Origin of the sequence: Corynebacterium sp. HMSC11E11, from assembly GCF_001807025.1 — a bacterium.
Lineage (GTDB): Bacteria > Actinomycetota > Actinomycetes > Mycobacteriales > Mycobacteriaceae > Corynebacterium > Corynebacterium freneyi.
The window spans coordinates 6,951-28,654 of the sequence record NZ_KV787148.1 but is presented as its reverse complement, the minus strand read 5'-3'; the positions used below and the strand labels follow the sequence as shown (position 1 = coordinate 28,654).

Here is a 21,704-nt window from a genome sequence, read left to right as displayed (position 1 = left end):
GAAGAACCCCGCGCGCCCCTCGACCCGGTGTCAGATACGCGGCGATGCGTGCCGGGCCGAGGTCGTGGCGGCCAGGGCCGAAACGGCCCCGACCAAGTCCGAAAATTCCCGGATCTCTTCGGGAAAGTCAATGAAAACGCTGGTCAGCCGAGTGTCGTAGATGGTCGACAGCATCAAACCGGCCACGTCGATGTCCGACACCCAGACCTCGTCGCCCAGGGCCTCGCCGGCGTGCAGCGCAGCGGAGGGGTCCAACTCGAACTCCGAGCAGCGGAAGCCGTCGACGAAGCCCACCAAGGCGTCGGACAGCAGCTGACGAAGCTGCTCCTGCGACAGCCGGCCGACTTCGTCGCGGGCGTCGAATTCGCGCGACGTGAGCTCGAGATCTCCGGGATGGGGGCAAAGTTCGTCCACTGGAAGCTTGACCACGCCGCACGGGCCATGCAGGTAGGCCCTGTCCAGCTCCACCACGCCCAGGACATACGAGCCCGGGGAACTCGGGTGGAAGCCGAGACCGGCCAAAGAGGCGTCGGCGTCGACCGAATCGTCGCGGATGGGCAGCCATTCGACCCGCCCGAGCGCATGAAGACCCGCGACGGTGATGTCGGCCGCCAACTCCGGGGCCTTCTTCACGCCGTCGACCCGAACTTCCGCATCCCCGTAGTACTGCGCATCCGCGGCGGGGCAGACGACGATCAACCGGCCGCCGTCGCTGAGTCGGTGCGACACGACCGGAATCGTCGCGGCGACGTCGACCCGGTAGGGGGTCAGCGACAGGGCCCCGGCGCCGCCGAGCATCCGGCGTCCGAGGCCCTCACCGTGCGAGAATGCGGGGTCCATGAAACCTCCATCGTGGTCAAGGTGAGGCTAGCCTAAAGTCATTGTCTTTGGCTGTCAATGGAGGGGGTGGTTGCGCTTACTTGCTGGTCGGTGGCGTGCCCGTTCGTCGGTGGTGTCTGCTCGTCGGTGGTGCGTCTACTCGTCGGTGGGCGGTTGACGCAGCCCCAACACCCGGTCGACGTGCCAGGCCAACGGCAGCTCCGCCAACTGCTCCCGGGTGGCCCACATGTAATCGGAATGCTCCCGGTTCAGCACGACCTCGGGGAGTGCATGGCCGTCGGGCTTGGCTGTCCCGTCGACTCCGGTGCTTTCCGCGGCTCCGTCGGCTCCCGTGCCCCCGTCGGCGTCGTCATGCTCGAAGGCCTCGAAAGTGACGATGTGAAACCGGAAATCGCCGCCCTTCGTGTCCGGGTTCGACCAATGCGCCACCTCCGGGCCGATGGTGCCGGTCAACCCGGTCTCCTCCATCAGCTCCCGCAGTGCGGCGGCCGACGGCTCCTCGCCCGGCTCGCTCTTTCCTCCCGGCAGATCCCACTGGCCGCCCAAGTACCCGCCGGGGGCGCGGCGCAGCACCAGCAGACGATCGCCCCGCCACAGCAGGACGTTGCAGACCCAGCCGTCCGCCTCCGGCCATTCCGACAGCCGGGCCCGGCCCGCGGATTCGCGGCGGCTCATGGCCGGTCGGTCGTGGTGGCGGTCGTCGATCATGAGGAAAGTCTAAGTCCGCGAGGAGGTGACGGCGATATCGGCTCGGCGAAAATCTCCCTCCCGAAAGAGAACCTTCCACCCAAAACAGTGATCGTCGTACACTGAGAGGTGGCTAATCACATCCCGTGCAGAGGAGCTGATGCAACGATGACGCCCGAGCAACGAAGATCCCCGGTCGGGGATCGGGAAGGGCGGGGCGTCCGGCTCCGCCCGCGATCCGCGCTGAAGAAGAAGACCGCCGCGCTGCTCGCCGCGCTGACCATCGGATCGCCGGTTCTCGCGGCGTGCGGAACGGACGAGGCGGGCCCCACCGTCCTGCGGTTCATGGGGCCGGCCGACGGCGTCGACCAGTACAGCGCGGCCGCCCAGAAGTGCTCCGAGCAGGCGGACGGAAAATACGTCATCGAATACGACGTCTCGGCCAAGCAGACCGACGACCAGCGCCTTCAGCTGGCCCGGCGCATCGTCGGCGGCGACGACTCGTTCGACATCATGGGCCTCGACGTCACTTGGACCGCCGAGTTCGCCGAAGCCGGATGGGCGGTCGAGTTCCCCGAAGACGTCGCACGGCGAGTCGAAGACGGAACCCTGTCCGGCCCGATGGAAACGGCCACGTGGAACGACAAGGTGTACGGTGCGCCGCTGAACACGAACACCCAGCTCATGTGGTACCGAAAGTCCCTCATGCCGCAGGGCCCCGACGGTGAAGCGCAGCCCCCGGCGACGTGGGAGGAAATCGCCGCACTCGGCGAACAGCTCGCCGACGAAGGCAAGCCGTCCTACGTCGGCGTGCAGGCCGCCCAGTACGAGGGCATCGTGGTGTGGTTCAACTCCATGCTCGAAGCCGCCGGCGGAACCATCGTCGACGACACCGGCCGCGAGACCACCATCGACGAAGGCGACGCCGCCAAGCAGGCGCTGACGGCCATGAAGGCCGTGGCCACCGCCAAGGGCGCCGACCCGTCGACCTCGCAGCTCGACGAAAACATGGGCCGCCTGGCCTTCGACCGCGGTGACGCTTTCATGCAGGTCAACTACCCGTTCGTGTACGCGGGGCTGAAGGAGAAGGCCGAGAGCGGCGACGCCGCCGCCCAGGAGGCCTTCGATGACCTCGGCTGGACGGTCTACCCCGGCATGGTCGCCGGCGAGCCGTCCAAGGCCACCATCGGCGGTCTCAACATCGCCGTGCCGTCGACCTCCAAGAACCAGGACCTCGCGTTCGAGGCCATCGAATGCCTGCGCAACGAGGAAAACCAACTGCACAACGCCCTCACCGGCGGCCTACCGCCGACGTTGACCAGGCTCTACACCGAGGCCACCGACGAATTCATCGAGGAATACCCCTTCTACCGGGAGATCTTCGAATCGCTCAACACCCTCGACCCGGAGGACCTGGGCCCCGAGGAACGCAGCCTGCTTCCCGACGAACGCACCGTGTCGGTCGCCGTCCGCCCGGCGTCGCCGGCGTATCAGTCCGTGTCGATTCTCCTGGCGTCGCGCCTGAGCCCGCCCGGCGACATCGACCCCGAGACCCTCGTCCCCGAATTGGCGGATGAGATCGACCGGGCCATCAAATCCGAAGGGTTGGTGCCGTGATGACCGCGTCAAACAGCACGACGCCCGCATCCGTCGACTCCGCTGAGGCGACCGGTTCTGCGGGCGCGACGACGAAGCCGGACACGACCGCGAAGACGGACGCGAAGGCGAAGCAGAAGTACTCCGACGGCCGCAAGGCCGAACGCCGCCTGGGCATGATCCTCGTCGCGCCCGCGGTGATCCTCATGCTCGCCGTGACGGCGTATCCGATCATCTACGCGGTGTGGCTGTCCATGCAGCGCTACGACCTGCGTTTCCCGGACGACCGCGAGTTCGTCGGTTTCGACAACTACGCCGCGGTGCTGTCGTCGGGCTACTGGTGGGAGTCGCTGTGGGTGACCGTGTTCATCACGGTGACCTCGGTGATCATGGAGTTCATCCTCGGCCTGGCCATCGCGATGGTCATGCACCGGGCGATGTTCGGCCGCGGCATCGTCCGCACGGTGGTCCTGGTGCCCTACGGCATCGTGACCGTCGCCGCCGCCTTCTCGTGGAACTACGCCTGGACGCCGGGTACCGGTTACCTGGCCAATCTGCTTCCCGACGGGTCGGCGCCCCTGACCGAACAGTGGCCGTCGATTTTCATCATCATCCTGGCCGAGGTGTGGAAGACGACGCCGTTCATGGCGCTGCTGCTGCTGGCGGGTCTGGCGCTGGTGCCCGACGACGTGCTCAAGGCTGCGGAGCTGGACGGCGCGGGATTCTGGCACCGCCTGTTCAAGATCACGTTGCCGCTGATGAAGCCGTCGATCATCGTGGCGCTGTTGTTCCGCACGCTCGACGCGTTCCGCGTGTTCGACAACATTTACATCCTGACCAAGGGCAACAACGGCACCGGTTCGGTGTCGATCCTCGGCTACAACAACCTGTTCAAGGCGTTCAACCTGGGCATCGGCTCCGCCATCTCGGTGCTGATCTTCCTCTGCGTGGCCGTCATCGCAATCATCTTCGTCAAGGGGCTCGGCGCATCGACCCCGGGCAACGGGAAGGAGTGATCGGCCATGAAACAAGGAACCGGTAAAGAAAAGGCGCTGTGGACCATCGCGTTGGTTCTCGTCGTCCTGTACGCGCTGGTGCCCGTGGCCTGGATCGCGTCATTGTCGTTCAAGACCACGGCGACCCTGCACGACGGGCATTTCATCCCGCGTGAGTGGACGCTGGACAACTACAAGGGGATCTTCCAGACCTCCGAGTTCACCCGGGCGCTGATCAACTCGATCGGCATCGGCATCATCACCACGCTCATCGCCGTCATCGTCGGCACGATGGCGGCGTACGCCATCGCCCGTCTGACGTTTCCCGGCAAGTCCCTGATCCTGGGCGTGTCGCTGCTCATCGCGATGTTCCCGCAGGTGTCGCTGGTCAGCCCGCTGTTCGACATCGAGCGCAAGGTCGGCCTGTTCGACACGTGGCCCGGTCTGATCCTGCCGTACATCACGTTCGCGCTGCCGATGGCCATCTTCATCCTGTCGTCCTTCTTCAAGGAGATCCCGTGGGAGCTGGAGAAGGCCGCGCAGATGGACGGTGCGACGCCGTTCCAGGCGTTCCGCATGGTGGTGGCTCCGCTGGCCATTCCGGGCATCGTCACCGCGGCGATCCTGGTGTTCATCTTCGCGTGGAACGACTTCCTGCTGGCGGTGTCGCTGACCTCCACGGAGGCCTCCCGCACCGCCCCGGCCGCGATGGCCAATTTCACGGGTTCGTCCCAGTTCGAGGAGCCGACGGGTTCGATCGCCGCGGCGGCGATCGTCATCACCATCCCGATCATCATCTTCGTCGTCATTTTCCAACGCCGCATCGTGGCCGGCCTGACCTCCGGCGCAGTGAAGGGATAGCAAGTCATGGCCGAAATCGAACTCAAGCACGTTTCCAAGAAGTTCCCGGACGGCGCGGTCGGCGTCGACGACGCGAACCTGCACATCGAGGACGGGGAGTTCATCATCCTCGTCGGCCCGTCGGGTTGCGGTAAGTCGACGACGCTGAACATGATCGCCGGTTTGGAGGACATCACCGACGGTGATCTGCTCATCGGCGGCGAGCGCGTCAACGACGTCGCCCCGAAGGACCGCGACATCGCGATGGTGTTCCAGTCCTACGCCCTGTACCCGCACATGACGGTGCGGGAGAACATCGAGTTTCCGCTGAAGCTGGCGAAGCTGCCGAAGAAGGAGATCGACGAGAAGGTCGCGGAGGCGTCGCGCATCCTCGACCTGGATCCGTACCTGGACCGCAAGCCGTCGAACCTGTCGGGTGGCCAGCGTCAGCGCGTGGCGATGGGCCGCGCCATCGTGCGCCGTCCGAAGGTGTTCCTCATGGATGAGCCGCTGTCGAACCTCGACGCGAAGTTGCGCGTGCAGATGCGCGCGGAGATTTCGCGTCTGCAGGCTCAGTTGGGCGTCACCACGGTGTACGTCACGCACGACCAGACCGAGGCGATGACCTTGGGCGACCGTGTGGTGGTCATGAAGGGCGGCGTCATTCAGCAGGTCGGCGAGCCGCAGGAGCTCTACGACCACCCGAAGAACCTGTTCATCGCGGGCTTCATCGGTTCGCCGTCGATGAACTTCACGCCGGGGCGGTTGAATCGGGGAGTGGTGTCCACCGGAATCGGCGACATTCCGCTTTCCGACGAGCTGGCGTCGGCGATCGGCGATGTGGCGGATCGCAACGTGATCGTGGGGCTGCGTCCGGAGGCGTTCGAGGACGCGACTCTCGTCGATGAGGGGCAACGCGCCGATGGCGTGGTCACCGACGTCGACGTCGAGGTCCTCGAGTCGATGGGCTCCGACAAGTTCGTGCACTTCACGGCCCCGGAGACGGGGGAGAACGGCGCCGGTGGCGTGGCGTCGTCGGCGGCGGCCGCGGATGCGGGTCTGGACGACAAGTCCACCGGCACCATGGTCGCGCGTCTGTCGGCGGAGTCGCCGGTGCGCCGCGGCGAGAAGGTGACGCTGTGGTTCGACCCCGCCAAGGTCTCCATCTTCGACGCCGAGACCGGCGAGAACCTGGGACTGTAGCCCCCGGCATCAGCCCCCGGCGTAGCCCGCCTCCCGGCCGCTGCGGTCGGGAGGCGGGTCGTCGTCAAGCAATGACCGGGGCTGCCGGCCGTCGGCCCGAATCAGTCGGGCTGGCGGCCGGTTTCGCGTACCCGCTCGAAAACCTCGTCGGTCCACTCGTGGCGGCGGATGAGGCGGTACCGCTCGGCGGCGATCCAGAGGTAGAGCTCGGCGTCGGTGTGGTTGGGGGCCAGGCCGATGGCGCGGGCGGCGGCGACGACCGGCTCGTACTCGGTGGTGAACCACCGGTCCGCGACCTCCCGGCGGTCGAGGAAGGCGCCCTCGGCCTGCATGGCGCGGAACCCCCAGGCCTCGACGTTTTCGGCGAGCTCGGCGTACTTCCACGGATTGGGCAGCATGATCGTCGCGGCGCGATCGTCCGACAGCGGCACGCGGGCCAGGAAGATGCGGCGATGGTCCTTGAGCACCAGGTCGCGGTTGGAGTGGATGCCGTCGGCGTCGACGCTGGTGAGGGTCTCGGTCACGTAGGCGTCGATGGTCGGATTCCCGCGGTTGCGGGCGATGGACACGCGGTGGTGGCCGTCGACGACGAAGTACATGCCGCCGACCTTGCGCAACCGCACCGGCGGGACGGTTTCGCCGCGGCGTTGGGCGGCGTTGATGCGGGCCCACCGATCGCGGGTGGTGGCGGTGATGGGGCGGAAGGCGCGATCGAACTGGCCGGTGCGGTCGACGGAACCGACGATGGCGTCGACGGGCACGTCCATGAGGCCCAGCTCGCGCCGCCCGGTTTCGCCGAGGGCGGCGACGACCTCGTCGTACGGCAGCACCTGGGTGACGTCGTCGGGCTGGCGGCGCAGGCGGGACACGGCCCTGCTCAGGCGCGCGCGGCGGCGGGCGCGGGCAAAGTCGGCCTGGGCGTCGGCGTCGGGGAAACCGGTGTCGGCCATGGTCAGCGTCCTTTCAGGATCAATTCCGCGCGTGGGGTGGTGCGCGGCGGGTGGACGCGGGTGAGCGTCCAACCGACGGTGTTGACGACGAGCGTCCGGGGGCGCGCGCCGGGCGGGGGCTCGGGTGCGGGGTGGGGTGCGGTGCCCGAGGCATCGGTACCGGCGGTGGTGGTGTCGGCGGCCGCGTGCGTCCCGTCGTCCGAAGGCAGCGAGAATACCCGCCTGTCGGCGCCATGCAAATGGATGTGGCCGTGCAGGTGCAGCGCCGGGCGCAGGGCGTCGACGAGCATGTCGACGGCGGGCAGCGCCCGGTGCGCGGGGTCCGTGCCGTCGACGTGGGCCGCGGCCGCGCCCGGAGTGCCGGGGGCGTGGGTGAGCAGGATGTCGACGCTTCCGTTGCGGCGACCGCGGCGGGCCTTGCGCAGCACGCGGCGCGCCCTCCGTCTGGCCTGCGCGTCGGTCCACTGGTTCGGGCCGGAGGAGTAGCGCGCGCACCCGCCGAGCCCGGCGATGCGCAGTCCGGCGACGTCGACGATGTCGCGGTCGGCGGCCCACGCCCCGGCGGGTCCGGGCCACCGGTCGTGGCGGCCCGCGCGCACCCAACCGACGGGGGTGAGGGTGAAGCCCTCCAGCGACGGGTCGTGGTTGCCGGGCACCATGACGCAGGGCACGTCGACGGCGTCGGCGACGGCGGTGACGTACCGGAAGTCGAGGTCGCCGGCGGACAGCAGCAGGTCGGGTCGGTTGCCGGGGCCGAAGTCGACGCCTCCGGGGATGGTCAGGGCGGGGCGTTCCTCGTCGGCGATGGCGAGGATGGTCACCGGTTCATCTGCTTTGCGACGTTGCTGTCCCATTGCCACGACCGTATGCCAAAGACGGCCGGGGAGGCATGCACCGCGGTCGCATCCGGTGGGAGACGCCCGGATGTTCGAACGATGTGGGGTTCATCCGGCCGGGCGATCCGGGGCGTCTTCTAGGGTGACGGAATACGCCGCCGAAGGGGCCGCCGAATCGAAGGAGACCCGCCGTGACCTCGCCCATCACCGAACCCGTTGCACCTGCTGCACCCGCCGTGCCCGTTGCTCCCGCCGAGCCCGCCGAACCCGTGCCGCCCGTGGAGATTCCCGACGTGTGGGAGATGCCGAACCGCAGTTCCGGGTGGTGCGATTGCGGCGAAGACCACGAAGTCGACCGCCCCCTGGTGCGTCGCATGATCGACCGGGCGCTCGGCCGGGGTGCCCGTGATCGCGATGTCATCACGCACCCGGAGGTGTGCCGCGTGATCATGGACATGTGGCGGTACGTCGAAGTCTGCCGGTTCTTCCATGACGCGGTGGAACGGTCTGCGAAGGCGGTGCATGGCCGGGTGGAGCCGAAGTACCCGATGACCACGGGGGAGGCGATCATCGCGCACTTCGCCAAGACGTGGAACGGGTGCCCGGAGGAACTGTGCGGCGGCGGTTTCGACTGGGAGGGCGAGGTGTAGCGCCCGGGTAGACTCGGACGACGTGAACCCGCCCAGCTCCCAGAATTCGTCGTCCACCCCGCCCGCACGGCCCGGGACCGAACCCGGCGACCGTCGCCTCGTGGAGGTGTCCGCGACCGCCCACGCCAAGGTCAACCTGCACCTCGGCTGCGGCGACGTGCGCGACGACGGATTCCACGAACTGGTCACGGTGTTCCAATCCCTGTCGCTGCCGACGACGGTCACTCTCACCGAGGTGCCCGACGGCGATGCGTCGGGGCACGTCGCTGAGCTGACGGTGTCCGGTGATTCGGCCGCGCACGTGCCCGTCGACGATTCGAATCTGGCGTGGCGGGCGGTCATCGCCGCCGTGGAGAAGGCCGAATCCCGGGTGCCGCGGGTGGCGGCGATCCACATCGACAAGGCGATCCCCGTCGCCGGCGGCATGGCGGGCGGCTCGGCGGACGCGGCTGCGGCTCTGGTGGCGGCCCGCGAATTCTTCGAACTGCCGCTGACCGACGACGAACTGGTGGAGTTGGCCGCCGACCTCGGGTCCGACGTGCCGTTCTGCCTGCTCGGCGGCACGGCCCTGGGCACGGGGCGCGGCGAAAATCTGGCGCCGATTCTCGTGCGCGGCGAGTACCACTGGGCGTTGGCGCTGGCCAAGGGCGGGCTGTCCACCCCGGACGTGTTCCGGACCATCGACCGGCTGCGCGAGGAACGCGACGTCCCCCGCGCCGCGGCCCCCGATGAGCTGATGAAGGCCCTGGCCTCCGGATCGCCCGACGAACTCGCGGCGCACCTGGCCAACGACCTGCAGCCCGCGGCGATTTCGCTCAAACCGGAGCTGCGCACCACCCTGCGCGCCGGCCTCGACGGCGGTGCGCTGGCGGGCATCGTCTCCGGTTCCGGGCCGACGACGGCGTTTTTGTGCCGCGACCGCGAACACGCCCTCGACGTCGCGGCGCATTTGGCCACGTCGGGCACCTGCGCCGCCACGCTCACCGCCTCCGGCCCCGCGCCGGGTGCGCGGCTGACGTGAATCCGGCGGCGCCGTCGAAGCCTGCGCCGCAAACGAAACCGGCGCCACCGACGCAACCGGCACCAGCACCACAAGCAGCATCGACCGCATTGAACCGACCGCATTGAACGAGGAGTCCGAGAAGCCGAGATGGCGAACCTGATCAACCTGGAGAACGTCAGCAAGACCTTTGGGCTGAAGACCCTGCTCGACGGCGTCAGCCTCGGCGTCCAAACCGGGGACCGGATCGGCGTCGTCGGACTCAACGGCGGCGGCAAGTCGACCCTGCTGAAGATCCTCTCCGGCGACGAGCCCGCGGATTCCGGCCGCGTGTCGCGCAACAACGACCTCGCCATGGCACACGTCACGCAGGGCGCGGAGTTGGATCCGGAGGCGACGATCTTCGACAGCGTCATCGCCCCGCTGGGCGTCGCCGAGCACGAGTGGGCGGGCGACGCGAAGATCCGGGGTGTCCTCGACGGGCTCGGCCTCCACGAGCTGGGGTTGGACACGAAGGTCGGGGAACTGTCCGGCGGTGAACGCCGCCGCGTGAACCTCGGCGCGGCGCTGGTACGGGACCTGGACCTGCTCATCCTCGACGAGCCGACCAACCACCTCGACGTCGAGGGCGTGCAGTGGCTGGCCGACCACGTCATGGCGCGCCGGTCGGCGCTGGTGGTGGTCACCCACGACCGTTGGTTCCTGGACACCGTGGCCACGAAGACGTGGGAGGTCCACGACGGGCAGGTGGATTTCTACGACGGCGGCTACAACGACTGGACCTTCGCCCGCGCCGAGCGTGCCCGCCAGGCCGATGCCGCCGAGGCGCGCCGTCGGAACCTGGCGCGCAAGGAGTTGGCGTGGCTGCGCCGCGGTGCGCCGGCCCGCACGTCGAAACCCCGCTACCGCATCGAGGCGGCCGAGGCGCTGATTTCCAACGTGCCGGCTCCCCGCGACAGCGTGGAGTTGATGGCGTTTTCCAGGCGCCGCCAGGGCAAGGTCGTCGTGGAGTTGGAGGACGCCACGCTGTCAGCGCCGGACGGACGGGAGCTGGTGCGGGACCTGACGTGGCGGTTGGCGCCGGGCGAGCGCATCGGCCTGGTGGGCGTCAATGGTTCGGGAAAGACGACGCTGTTGCGCACGCTGGCCGGCGCGCATCCGCTTGATGCCGGCAAGCGCGTCGAGGGCAAGACCGTGCGTCTGGGGTGGTTGCGCCAGGAGCTCGACGATTTGCCGTTGGACATGCGCGTGCTCGACGCCATCGAGGACGTGGCCACGTACATCGAGGTCGGCGACAAGCAGTTGTCGGCGTCGCAGTTGGCGGAGCGCCTGGGTTTTTCCCCGAAGCGGCAGCGCACCCCGATCGGTGATCTGTCGGGTGGCGAGCGCCGTCGTCTGCAGTTGACGCGCGTGCTCATGTCGGAGCCGAATCTGCTGCTGCTCGACGAGCCGACCAATGACCTGGACATCGACACCCTGCAGGAGCTGGAAGACCTGTTGGATGGGTGGCCGGGCACGTTGGTGGTCATTTCGCACGACCGTTACCTCATCGAGCGGGTCTGCGATTCCACGTGGGCGTTGTTCGGCGATGGTGGCCTGACCAATTTGCCGGGTGGCATCGACGAGTATCTTCGCCGCCGTCGTGCGATGGCCGCGGCGGGCGTGGGCGGGGCGGCGCCGGTGCGCGAGGGTTCGGGTTCCGCGCTTGACGACGGCTCGTCGTCCGCGTCGTCGCCCGCCGGTCGCGGCGCCGGGGGAGTCGGCGCCGCGGGTTCCGGCGACTCGGTGAAGAAACTGTCCTCGCAGGAGGAGCGTGAGCTGCGCAAGGAGATGAACCGTCTCGAGCGGCAGCTCGCGAAGTTGGATCAGAGGGAGTCGGCGCTCAACGACGAGATGGCGAAGATCTCGGAGGACGTCGCCAACCTGGACACCGCCCGTCTGGCGGAGATCGACGGGGAGCTCACGGCGCTGCGCGAGGAGCGCGAGGAGATCGAGATGCGGTGGATGGAAGCGGGCGAGGAACTGGAGTAGCGGTCCCCCCTCCGGGTAGGCGGGCGGCACCCCGGTGGCCGCCGCCCGCCACCGGCCCGTCACCGGCCCGTCACCGGCCCGTCACCGACGGTTACGTCGCTTCGACCTTCTCCACCGTCAGGAACGGTGCGGCGTCGAGGAGGACCTGCGCGATGCCGCCGGTTTTGGCGAACTGCGTCCACATCGCCTGCATGGACTTCCGGTCGCGGCGGACGTCGGTCCACATCTGGTCCTCCAGGAGGATGGAGTCGCGCCACGCGGACTCGTCGCCGAACAGCAGCGGCAGGTCGCACGTGTGCGCGGACCGGTACTTGCTGCGCTTCGCACCCCATGTCAGCGTGTAGTGCAGGGCTTTGCCACCGGCGGCGGCCCACTTTTCCGCGAACGCCGACGACCCGCCGTAGGTCTTCTTCGTCACCGCCCGCAGGATCCCCTCGAACACCGGTCCGCCGGCGACGGGCACCTTCTTCAGACGCGCGACCTCAGGGGCGTCGTGGAGGAACAGCGCCGACTCGCGCGGAGTATGTCCGAGCAAAATGTCGATGTCCCCGGCGATGGCGTCGAGGCAGGCGTCGAAAAGCGACTCGTCCGGCAGCGGCGCCGCACCGTAGCGCACGCCCCACGGCATGGCCTGACCGTTCTTGAAGGACCGGGCGGCCTCGGTGGCGCGGACCTCGGCGGCGGCGATGTCGTCGTGGCTCGTGGCCCGGTCGATGGGGCCGGCGGCGGCGACCATCGCGTCGTACATGGGGGTGCGCCCGCCGAGGAATCCGAAGGGGAGGGACTGCAGGATCGCCCGGCGGAACGGGGGCGCGTACGGCTTGTCGACGTCCCGCCGCCCCGGCCCAGAGGCCTCCAGTTTGTCGGCGCCGGCGGCGACCATCAGCGCCAGGATCAGGTCGGCGCCCGCGGACTGGCCGAATATGGTGATCTGGTCGGGGTCGCCGCCGAACGCGGAGATGTTGGCGCGGATCCACTCCAGCCCCGACCGGATGTCCATGAGCCCCAGGTTCGCGGGCGGGATGCCCTCGGCGCGGTCGTCGCCGCCGCCGAGGAATCCGTACGCGCCCAGCCGGAAGGTGATGGACGCGACGATGACGTTGTTGTCCGCCGCCATCTGCGAGGGGTCGAATCGGGGCAGGTCGCCGCCGCCGGAGATGTTCGCGCCGCCGTGGACCCAGACCATGACCGGCAGTTTCGCGTCGGGGGAGGTGCCGTCGGGAATGGTGAGGGCCAGGTGCTGGCAGTGCTCGTCGTGGTGGCGCGGCCGGGCGTGCGGGGCGATCTTCTTCGCGGCCGGCGAGGGGCGTTGCGGGCAGGTCGGGCCCGGCCGGTCGGCGACGACGATGCCGTCGGGCAGTTCGGTCAGCGGCTGCGGAACCTCGTGGCGATTTGCGTAGGCGTAGGGGATGCCGGTGGCGCGCAGCACCTCCGCGTCCGGCTTCTCGGCGACGGGGGCGCGGAAGCCCTGGACCACTCCGGCCGGGGCGTACCAACGCGGGGCGCCCGCCGACGGGGCCGGGTGCGGTCGACGCTGCTGCGCCTCGGTGACGTCGGCGGTGGTCTCGGAGGCGGGGGTCGTCCGCTCGCCGTCGTCCCCGGTGTAGCGGAAGGCTTCGTTGCGGTAGGCGTCGTCGTCGAAAACCCGCTTGGGGTGGGGCGGCTGCTCCTCGGTGGGCTTGGTCATGCCGCAATGTTGCCACGCCCCCGACCCGTGCGTCCGGGGAATCGGCCGCGGGCGGCCCACGCGGTGTCGGGAAGCTACGCCGACTCGGGCAGGTACGGCTCGGCCCAGGTCCGGATCAGATCCGCGGCGCGCTGGGGTGCGCCGGGCTTGATCAGCAGGTGGTCGGCCTTGTCCAGGCTGATCAGGGACTTCGGGTAGCGGGCGACGAGGAAGATTTTCTGGGCGCTGTCGATGCCGACGGTCTGGTCCGTCGGGGAGTGGAGCAGCAGCAGCGGGGTGCGCAGCTTGTGGATGTACGTTTCCGGGTTGATCTCGGCGAGGGTTTCCAGGAACTCGCGGGAGATGGGGATGTCGCGGCCGGCGATGGACAGCATCTGGGTGCCGTGGGCGTCGATGTCGCCGATGGCGTCGGCGAAGTGGTAGATCGAATGCGCCGGGTCGAAGGGGGCGCCGATGGTGGCGACGGCCTTGACCTTCGGCATCCGCTGCCCGGCGAGGATCGCGGCGGCGCCGCCGAGGGAATGCCCGACCAGCAGCGACGGGGCCCGGTACTCGGCCTCCATGAATTCGTAGGCGGCGACGAGGTCGTCGACGTTGGTCAGGAAGGTGGTGTCGGCGAAGTCGCCGCCGGATTCGCCGAGGCCGGTGAAGTCGAAACGCAGGCACGCGATGCCCTGTTTGGCCAGCGCACGGCAGGTTCGCGCGGCGCCGGGCACTTTGCGGTTGCAGGTGAAGCAGTGGGCGAACAGCGCCCAGGCGCGCGGCTCGCCGTCGGGCAGGTCGATCGTCGCGGCGAGGGTGTGGCCGGTGGATCCGGTGAAGGTCACGTTCTTGCTCGGCATGTCACCGAAGGGTACGCGCGACGACGCTTCAGGGCTTTGCGACGAGGCGAATTTCACGTCATGGTCGTGAACGTGAGCTGTGCCCGCAGAGCGTCGACGCGAAGGGCGCCGGCACGATCAGGCTTATCGACTAATTGGGCCGGGCCGTCGTCAAGCCTTAGGAAACCGCCGGAAGGCGGGGTACGGTGAGGAACGGACCCAGGCGGCCCCGGACCGAGAGGAGACGCCATGCCGAAGATCACCGGCCCCACCGTCGTGGAGCACCGGGCCGCGCAGCATCGGGCGCTTCTCGCCTCGGCCGAACGGCTGATCAACGAATCCGGCGGCAACGTGCCCACCCTCACCGAAGTCGCCGAAGCCATGGGCCTGGCCCGGTCGAGCATCTACCTGTACGTGAAGTCGCGGAAGGACCTGGTCGTCCAACTGCTGCTGGACATCATCCCCACCTGGACCGACGGCATCACCACCGCGATGGACGCCGCCGGCGACGACCCGGTGGCGCGACTGACGGTCTACGTCGACGAAACCTTCCGCCTGTTCGTCGAAGGGGACCACGGCGCCCTGATGGTCGCCGCCCAACAGCTGCCCGAGACTTTCATGGACCCGCGGGTGCAGGAGGTGCACGGCGCCCTCGACCCCGTGCTGGACGAACTGCTCGACGCCGTCGGCGGGCCCGTCGCCGTCGCCGCCAAACCGCTCATCGACTCCGCCATCCAACGCGGCGCGGAAATGGTGACCGCCGGCGGCGCGGACGAGGCGACCGTCCGCGAGGCCCTGCACCGCATGGTTGAAGGCGTGGTGTCCGATGAGCGCTGAGGCCGGCGGCGTCTCCGGGGCAGACCGCGGCGCGGCCCCGACCCCCGACGTTCCCGACCTGTCGGGGCTGTCGGCGAGCTTCCAGAATTACCTGAAGGCCATGTGGACGCTGCAGGAATGGAACGACGAACCGGTGTCGCCGACGGCGCTGGCCGAACGCGTCGGAGTGAAACTGCCGACGGCGTCGGACGCGGTGCGCAAACTCGGCCGCCTCGGCCTCGTCGACTACGAACGCTACGGGTCGGTGACCCTCACCGACGCGGGACGCGCGTTGGCCCTGGAGATGGTGCGCCGGCATCGGTTGCTCGAGACCTTCCTGGTGGAGGTGCTCGGCTACCGCTGGGACCAGGTCCACGACGAGGCGGAATCCCTCGAGCACGCCGTCTCCGAGTTCATGATCGACCGCATCGACGACAAGCTCGGCCATCCCGAACGCGACCCCCACGGCGACCCGATCCCCCGGGCGGGCGGGGACCCGACCCTGCGGGGCGTCGTCGTGCTCACCGGAGTGGAGACCGGCCGGCGGGTGACCGTGGAGCGGATCTCCGACGACGACCCGGAGCTGCTGCAATTCTTCGCCGGACACGGCATCGGCGTCGGCTCCGAGCTGCAGCTGCGCCCCGGGGCGCCCTTTTCCGATTCGGTGGAGGTCATCGTCCTGGGCAACGGCCCCGGCGCGGATGACGCGGGCAGCGCAGACGGTGCAGACAGTGCAGATGGCGCCGGTGACGCGGGAGGCGTGGCGTTGCCGCTCGGCCGCACCGCCACCGACGCCATCTGGGTCACGCCGCGCGGCTGAGAGACTCCGTCAACTCCGGCGATCTCGCCGACTGCGCACGGTGCGAGCGCCGCGAGCGCCGCACCCGCATCCGCGTGAACAGGTGCGCGGCGATGAAGATGGCTCCGTAACAGACGGACATGGCGGCGCTCGTCGCGGCGTCGAGGGCGTAGGCGCCCCAGAACCCGGCGACGGCGCCGCCGACCGCGACCGCCGCGGTGACCGCGAACAACGAAGCCAGGGTCTTGGTCAGCAGATGAGCCGTCGCCGCCGGCACGACGACCAGCGCGATGACCAGGATCGCCCCCGCCGCGTTGAAGGCGGCGGTGACGGTCACCGACACCAGGAACATGAACGCCGCATTGACGCTCTTGACCGGGATGCCGATGCTGGCGGCGAAGGGGCCGTCGAACGTGGTGACCGTCAGCTGACGGTGGAAGGCCCAGAGGAACGCGACGTCGATCAGCAGCACCGCGAGCATGACGTACAGGTACTCCGGGCCGATCGACGTGCCGCCGACGGTCAGATGACGGAAGGCCGCCAGGTTGAGGTCGCCGACCAACACCGCGTGGGTGTCCAGGTGGACGTTGGCGAAATTCAACGTCACCATGATCACGCCCGCGCTGAACAACGCCGGGAACACCAGACCCTGAGGGGCATCGCCGGTGATGAGGCCGGAGTCGGTGAGCCATTGGCTGCCCAACACCACGATCAACCCCGCCGTCGCCGCGCCGAGGATCAGCCACGGAGAATCCAGGTTGCGGGTGAAGAAGTAGCCGACCACGATGCCCGGCAACACCGAATGCGCGATCGCGTCGACGAGCATGGAATCGCGGCGCAGCACCACGTACACGCCGGGCAACGCACACGCCAGGGCCGTGACCACCGCGAGCAGCAACGTTCCGGTGACGAAGCTCATCGGGCCACCTCCCGCCGCATCCCGTTCGCTGCCTCGATCCGGGCCGGGTCATTCTCGTCACTCTCGTGACCGGGATGATCGGCGTGATCGGCCTGTTCCGCCCGCAGCTCGCGGGCCAGGGAAGCCCGGCCACGTGCGCGCGTCACGGCCTTCGTGACCACGCTGCGCCTCGGCGCGAACAGCATCGACACCAGGAAGATGGCGAACAACGTCAACACGATCAACGGGCCCGTCGGCACCTTCCCCAGGGCAATGGACAAGTACGCTCCCACGCCGCTGCCCACGGCCCCGATGGCCGCCGAGAGACAGACCATCGTCGGCAAGCTGCGGGTCCACTGCCGCGCGGCAGCCGGAGGCGTGACCACGAACGCCACCATGAGCACCAGCCCCACCGCCTTCACTCCGATGACGGTGGCGACGACGATGCACGTGAACATGATCCCGTCGATGATCCCCGCCTTGAAACCCAGCACCGACGAATACACCGGATCGAAGGTGCGGACCTGGAACTCCTTCCACAACAGCAGCATCGGCACCAGGGCCAGCGCACCGACCACGATCGACGTGAGCAGATCCGCGCGGGTGATCACCGACGCATTGCCGAAAAGGTAATCCTGGATGCCGCCCTTGTCCGGGTACGGCCGGTTGGTGATGATGCGCATGAGCAACATGCCGGCACCGAAGAAAACGGTCAACGTCACCGCCATCGCCGTGTCGATGCGGATCTTCGACGTCTCCGCCACCGTATTGGCGTACCAGGCGGCCAACGCCCCGGCGACGACCGCGCCGATGATCAACCCGATCATGTTCCGGCCGCTCAACCCCGGGATCGCGGTCGCGACGAGGAAGGCGACGAGAGTGCCCGGCAACGCCGCATGCGACACGACGTCACTGACCAGCGACTGCTTGCGCAGATACGCGAACGACCCCAGCGCACCGGCGACCAGGCCGATGAGGGCCGTGCCGAAAAACACCATCCGGTAGGTGTGGTCGGCGAAGAAAACCGCGAAACTCATCGGAGGAATCCCTCCGTCAAGTCGTAGGTCTCGGCGATCGCCTCGCGCGTGAACGTCTCCGCGGCCGGGCCGGAGGCGACGACCCTGCGGTTGAGCAGCGTCACCCAGTCGCAGAACTCGGTGACCGTGGCCAGATCGTGGTGGACCATCACCACCGTCTTGCCGTTTTCGCGCAGCCCGTGGAGCACGTCGACGATCGCCCGGCGGCTCTTCGCGTCGACGCCCTGGAACGGCTCGTCCATGAAGAACAGGTCGGCGTCCTGGGCGAGCGCGCGGGCGAGGAACACCCGCTGGCGCTGGCCGCCCGACAGCTCGCCGATCTGACGGTCGGCCAAATCCGTGATCCCGGTCTGCTCGAGGGCGACGGCGACGCGTTCGCGTTCGGCCGCGCCGGGCCGCCGGAACCATCCCAGGCGGCCGTAGGTGCCCATGAGCACCACCGACGACACCTGGGCCGGGAAATCCCAGTCGACGCCGGCGGACTGGGGCACGTAGGCGACGCGGTCGCGCACCCGGGCGAGGGGTTCGCCGAAGAACAGGGACCGCCCCGTCAGCGGCGGGATGAGCCCGAGCATCGCCTTGAGCAGCGTGGACTTGCCGGCGCCGTTGGGGCCGACGATGCCCATCACCCCGCCGGCGGGCACGGTGACGTCGGCGTTGCGCAGGACCGGCGCCGAATCATAGGCGACGGACAGTCCGATGGCCTCGCATGCGGGGGCGGTCATCGGGAGGCCTTCCCCAGCGCCTCGGCCACGGCGTCGACGTTGTGGGAGAACACCCCGAGGTAGGTGTCCACCCCGGCGTCGGCGCCGAGGGAATCGGCGTAGAGCTCCTGGTCGGAGACCTCGACGTCCCATCCGCGCGAGCGCACGGCTTCCTTGAGGCTGGTGATCGCCTGCGGGTTGGCCTGATTGTCCTGGAAGATCACCGGGACCTTCTTCTCCGCGATGAGGTCGGCCAGCTCGGACAGTTCGCCGGCGCTGAGCTTGGCCTCGGTGGACACGAAGTCGGTGGCGCGGACCTCCAGCCCGAAGGTGTCGCCGAAGTAGTTGAAGGCGTCGTGGCCGGTGATGAGGATGCGGGGCTCGGGGATGTCCGCGAGCTTCTCGCGCGCCTCGGCGGCGGCCTCTTCGATGCGGCCCTTGTAGTCCTCGGCGTTGTCTCGGTACTCGTCGGCGTTGTCCGGGTCGACGTCGGCGAGCTTGTCGGCGACGAGGCCGACGACCTCGGTCCACGCTTCGGGGCTGTTCCAGACGTGGGGGTCGTGCAGCGGGTTGCCCTCGTCGTCGGTTTCCGGCCAGTCCAGCAGCATGTCCTCGGGGAGCTGATCGCCGACGGCCAGCTGGCGGTCGCCGAGGGAGGACAGCTGGTCGGTCATCTGGGCCTCCAGGTGGAGACCGTTCCAGAACACGACGTCGGCGGCGTTGATCGTCTCGATGTCCTTGGTGGACGGCTGGTAGGTGTGCGGGTCGCCGCCGGGGCCGACCATGGTGGTCACCTCGGCATCGGGGGCGATGTTGGCGACGGCGTCGGCGAGGTAGCCGGTGGTGGCGTACACCTCGAGCGCGTCGGAGTCGCCCGAGGCGCCGGAATCGGCGGAGGAGCAGCCGGTCAGCAGCAGTGCGGCGGCGGCGACGGCGCCGACCGCCTTGAGGGCGGTAGATCGGATGGTCACGGCAGACGCTTCCCTTCTTCGATGGTGTGAGTCATGGTCGGTAATCTAACTTAGGCGCATCGAACTTATGAAGATAGGGGTGGCACTGGGGTGGGTTAGGTGGGGGTATTTACCTGTCTTCGGCGAGTATTTTTCGGTGCTTTCCGGGGTTTACCAGGAGTCTGTTCCGGAGCTTTCCCGAAGTCACTTCGGGGGCTTTCCGGGCTTTTCGACGCTTGCCGGAGTGCACAGGAGCGGTGGTCGCCCGGGAGAAACCCGGTTTCCGCATGACGACGGCCCGCACCGTGAATCGGTGCGGGCCGTCGGGGGCTCGTCGGGCAACGCGGTTGCCGGGGTTGGCGGCGCCGGGGAAGGAGGGAGGGGAGAAAGGAAGGGAGAGGGAGGAAAAGGGGCGGGAAGGAAAGTCCCGGCTCGGTCAGCGCACGGGCACGCCCGGTCCGAGCGGAATGCCGAGCAGGTACCAGATGGCGAAGAACGCGAACCAGCCCACCAGCATCGCGATGGAGTACGGGATCGCCAGCGACATCAGCGTGCCGACGCCCGCCGGTTTGTAGTACTTCTGCAGGAACGTCAGCGCCAGCGCGAAGTAGGGCGACATTGGGGTGATGATGTTCGACGGCGAATCGCCGATGCGGAACAGCATCTGCGACACTTCCGGCGCAATGTCGACGTACATCAGCATCGGAACGACCACCGGGGCCATCAGAGCCCACTGGGCCGAACCCGACGTGATGAAGAGGTTCAGTGCGGCGACCATCAGCACCAGTGCGGCGAACAGCACCAGCGGCGGCAGGTCGGCCCGGGTCAGCAGCTCGGCGCCCTTGATCGCCGTCCACTGGCCCAGGTTCGACCACGAGAAGTACGACGTGAACTGGGCGACCGCGAAGAACAGCACCATCATCGCCGTCAGCGTGGACAGGCCCTTTTCCATGAAGCCGGGGATGTCGGAGGAGTCGCGGATCGACCCGAATGCGATGCCGTAGGCGATGCCGGTGATGGCGAACAGCAGCGCGATGGGCACCACGATGTCGGTGAGCAGCGGGGAATTGAGGATGCCGTCGCCCTCGCCGCGCAGCGGGGACCCCGGGATGAACAGCAGCGCGGACCATGCGGCGAAGGTGGCCAGCGCCGCGAATCCGGCGATTCTCAGGGCGCCGATTTCGCGTGCATCGAGTTCGAGTTCGTCGCGCAGCTCCGCCTTCGAGCGGGTCTCGCCGAGATTCTCGCCGTTGCTTTCCGACGACGTGCTCGTGGATTCGGAGCCGGCCGAGTCGTCGGTGTCGTCGCCGTTGCCGGGCGTGGTGAAGGCCGCGGCCTCGTAGTTGATCTGCGATTCGTCGATCGTCTTCTTCGTGTGCTTGACGATGAACAGTTCCGTGACGGCGGTGATGATCATCGCCAGCACGACCGCCGAGGCCATGGAGAAGAAGTAGTTCGCCAGCGGCGACACCACGTACTCGGGGTCGACGAACTGGGCGGCCGTCGTCGAGATGCCGGCCAGCAGCACGTCGGTGATGTTGAGCACCAGCGAAGAGTTGAAGCCGGCGGACGAGGCGGCGAAGGCGACCATCGCGCCGACGATCGGGTTGCGGCCCACCGCGCGGAAGGCGGCGGCGCCCAGCGGGATGAGGATGACGTACACGGCGTCGGACGCGATCGAACCGGTGACGCCGGCCAGCGCGACGACGAAGGTCAACCACATGGGGGAGCGGACCCTGGCCACCGCCGAGCGGATCGCCGCGCCGATGAAACCGGAGTACTCGGCGACGGCGACGCCGAGCATGCACACCAGGATCAGCCCGACCGGGGCGAAGGTGACGAAGTTGTCCACCGCATCGGTGACCATCTTCTGCAGGTATTCGGCGGTCATGAGGTTCTGGACCTCGATGACCTCGCCGGTGCCGGGGTCTTCGGCCGACATGCCGGCCATGGAGCCCAGCCACGACGAGACGATGACGACGCCCGCCAATATGACGAACAACCAGAACGGGTTCGGCAGGGCATTGCCCACCCGTTCCAGCGTGGCGAGGAATCCCTTCGGCTTCTCGGGGCCGTCATTTCGGTCGTCGCCTGCGGCGGTGGCCGTCGTTCCCCGGCCCTGGTGCGGGGATCGTCTGCCTGCGTCGGTGGTCATGGTCGCTCCTGGGTTCGGGGGCACCGTCGTCGTGGTCCGGGGAAAGAGAGGCAAATCCTGCGGAGGCTTCGTCCCCGGATGGTTCGTTCCAAAGTACCCAAAAGGGTGAACTCAAATCACCGATTCACGCTGATCGACGTCCAACTCAGCTGACCTTCGCCCAACTCCATGGAACCTGCACCCCACCATCGAGAGCGGGCCGCCATCAC

Annotated in this window: 20 protein-coding genes; 9 read left to right on the top strand and 11 right to left on the bottom strand. The window is 68.4% G+C overall.

Going from position 1 to position 21,704, the window contains the following annotated elements; all coding sequences use genetic code 11:
• Positions 1-30: 30 nt before the first annotated feature.
• Both HMPREF3121_RS07415 and HMPREF3121_RS07410 read right to left on the bottom strand, forming a co-directional pair.
• A complete protein-coding gene (locus HMPREF3121_RS07415; protein ID WP_070521661.1) occupies positions 31-840 on the bottom strand; it encodes a hypothetical protein in 810 nt (269 codons plus the stop codon).
• 135 nt (positions 841-975) lie between these two features.
• The gene (locus HMPREF3121_RS07410; RefSeq protein ID WP_083291443.1) at positions 976-1,548 is read right to left on the bottom strand and encodes an NUDIX hydrolase; all 573 of its coding nucleotides are present in this window, start codon (positions 1,546-1,548) and stop codon (positions 976-978) included.
• Positions 1,549-1,695: 147 nt separating this feature from the next.
• Between HMPREF3121_RS07410 and HMPREF3121_RS07405 the strand changes: the two genes are divergently transcribed.
• From HMPREF3121_RS07405 to HMPREF3121_RS07390, 4 genes are read left to right on the top strand one after another with little or no spacing between them, the layout of a single operon-like run.
• A complete protein-coding gene (locus HMPREF3121_RS07405; protein ID WP_070521658.1) occupies positions 1,696-3,144 on the top strand; it encodes an extracellular solute-binding protein in 1,449 nt (482 codons plus the stop codon).
• Positions 3,144-4,139: a carbohydrate ABC transporter permease gene (locus HMPREF3121_RS07400; RefSeq protein ID WP_083291441.1), complete on the top strand. Its 996-nt coding sequence runs from the start codon at positions 3,144-3,146 to the stop codon at positions 4,137-4,139. Before HMPREF3121_RS07405 ends, HMPREF3121_RS07400 begins: the two co-directional genes overlap by 1 nt.
• A gap of 6 nt (positions 4,140-4,145) precedes the next feature.
• On the top strand, positions 4,146-4,979 hold the full coding sequence (locus HMPREF3121_RS07395; RefSeq protein ID WP_070521656.1) for a carbohydrate ABC transporter permease: 834 nt from the start codon (positions 4,146-4,148) through the stop codon (positions 4,977-4,979).
• A 6-nt stretch (positions 4,980-4,985) separates the two neighbouring features.
• On the top strand, positions 4,986-6,161 hold the full coding sequence (locus tag HMPREF3121_RS07390; protein ID WP_070521654.1) for an ABC transporter ATP-binding protein: 1,176 nt from the start codon (positions 4,986-4,988) through the stop codon (positions 6,159-6,161).
• 101 nt (positions 6,162-6,262) lie between these two features.
• Here HMPREF3121_RS07390 and HMPREF3121_RS07385 read toward each other — a convergent pair whose 3' ends face one another.
• Together HMPREF3121_RS07385 and HMPREF3121_RS07380 are read right to left on the bottom strand one after the other, a co-directional pair.
• A complete protein-coding gene (locus HMPREF3121_RS07385; RefSeq protein ID WP_070521651.1) occupies positions 6,263-7,111 on the bottom strand; it encodes a ParB N-terminal domain-containing protein in 849 nt (282 codons plus the stop codon).
• Positions 7,112-7,113: 2 nt separating this feature from the next.
• The gene (locus HMPREF3121_RS07380; protein ID WP_083291439.1) at positions 7,114-7,965 is read right to left on the bottom strand and encodes a metallophosphoesterase family protein; all 852 of its coding nucleotides are present in this window, start codon (positions 7,963-7,965) and stop codon (positions 7,114-7,116) included.
• Positions 7,966-8,138: 173 nt separating this feature from the next.
• Between HMPREF3121_RS07380 and HMPREF3121_RS07375 the strand changes: the two genes are divergently transcribed.
• The 3 genes from HMPREF3121_RS07375 to HMPREF3121_RS07365 all read left to right on the top strand — a co-directional run bounded on the left by HMPREF3121_RS07375 (position 8,139) and on the right by HMPREF3121_RS07365 (position 11,628).
• The gene (locus tag HMPREF3121_RS07375; RefSeq protein WP_141743027.1) at positions 8,139-8,597 is read left to right on the top strand and encodes a hypothetical protein; all 459 of its coding nucleotides are present in this window, start codon (positions 8,139-8,141) and stop codon (positions 8,595-8,597) included.
• A gap of 100 nt (positions 8,598-8,697) precedes the next feature.
• Positions 8,698-9,618: a 4-(cytidine 5'-diphospho)-2-C-methyl-D-erythritol kinase gene (locus HMPREF3121_RS07370; RefSeq protein ID WP_070521643.1), complete on the top strand. Its 921-nt coding sequence runs from the start codon at positions 8,698-8,700 to the stop codon at positions 9,616-9,618.
• Between the two features lie 129 nt (positions 9,619-9,747).
• A complete protein-coding gene (locus HMPREF3121_RS07365; protein ID WP_070521639.1) occupies positions 9,748-11,628 on the top strand; it encodes an ABC-F family ATP-binding cassette domain-containing protein in 1,881 nt (626 codons plus the stop codon).
• A gap of 91 nt (positions 11,629-11,719) precedes the next feature.
• Here HMPREF3121_RS07365 and HMPREF3121_RS07360 read toward each other — a convergent pair whose 3' ends face one another.
• A complete protein-coding gene (locus HMPREF3121_RS07360) occupies positions 11,720-13,315 on the bottom strand; it encodes a carboxylesterase family protein (RefSeq protein ID WP_083291435.1) in 1,596 nt (531 codons plus the stop codon).
• Between the two features lie 74 nt (positions 13,316-13,389).
• Complete coding sequence (locus HMPREF3121_RS07355; protein ID WP_070521634.1) at positions 13,390-14,157, bottom strand: alpha/beta hydrolase family protein; 768 nt, start codon at positions 14,155-14,157, stop codon at positions 13,390-13,392.
• A 228-nt stretch (positions 14,158-14,385) separates the two neighbouring features.
• Here HMPREF3121_RS07355 and HMPREF3121_RS07350 point away from each other — a divergent pair, with 228 nt between their 5' ends.
• Complete coding sequence (locus tag HMPREF3121_RS07350; protein ID WP_070521631.1) at positions 14,386-14,973, top strand: TetR/AcrR family transcriptional regulator; 588 nt, start codon at positions 14,386-14,388, stop codon at positions 14,971-14,973.
• Complete coding sequence (locus HMPREF3121_RS07345) at positions 14,963-15,772, top strand: metal-dependent transcriptional regulator (protein WP_083291433.1); 810 nt, start codon at positions 14,963-14,965, stop codon at positions 15,770-15,772. Before HMPREF3121_RS07350 ends, HMPREF3121_RS07345 begins: the two co-directional genes overlap by 11 nt.
• On the opposite strand, the gene HMPREF3121_RS07340 is transcribed toward HMPREF3121_RS07345, so the two are convergent.
• The 5 genes from HMPREF3121_RS07340 to HMPREF3121_RS07320 form a co-directional block, all read right to left on the bottom strand.
• Positions 15,756-16,670 (bottom strand): metal ABC transporter permease, encoded by a 915-nt coding sequence (locus HMPREF3121_RS07340; RefSeq protein WP_070521626.1) that lies wholly within the window; start codon positions 16,668-16,670, stop codon positions 15,756-15,758. The genes HMPREF3121_RS07345 and HMPREF3121_RS07340 overlap by 17 nt on opposite strands.
• A complete protein-coding gene (locus tag HMPREF3121_RS07335; RefSeq protein ID WP_070521622.1) occupies positions 16,667-17,686 on the bottom strand; it encodes a metal ABC transporter permease in 1,020 nt (339 codons plus the stop codon). Before HMPREF3121_RS07335 ends, HMPREF3121_RS07340 begins: the two co-directional genes overlap by 4 nt.
• On the bottom strand, positions 17,683-18,411 hold the full coding sequence (locus HMPREF3121_RS07330) for a metal ABC transporter ATP-binding protein (protein WP_070521620.1): 729 nt from the start codon (positions 18,409-18,411) through the stop codon (positions 17,683-17,685). Before HMPREF3121_RS07330 ends, HMPREF3121_RS07335 begins: the two co-directional genes overlap by 4 nt.
• Positions 18,408-19,361: a metal ABC transporter substrate-binding protein gene (locus HMPREF3121_RS07325; RefSeq protein ID WP_052053976.1), complete on the bottom strand. Its 954-nt coding sequence runs from the start codon at positions 19,359-19,361 to the stop codon at positions 18,408-18,410. Before HMPREF3121_RS07325 ends, HMPREF3121_RS07330 begins: the two co-directional genes overlap by 4 nt.
• Positions 19,362-19,776: 415 nt before the next feature.
• Positions 19,777-21,495 carry an AbgT family transporter gene (locus tag HMPREF3121_RS07320; protein WP_052053977.1) on the bottom strand — a complete coding sequence of 573 codons (1,719 nt, stop codon included), beginning with the start codon at positions 21,493-21,495 and terminating at the stop codon, positions 19,777-19,779.
• Positions 21,496-21,704 lie beyond the last annotated feature (209 nt).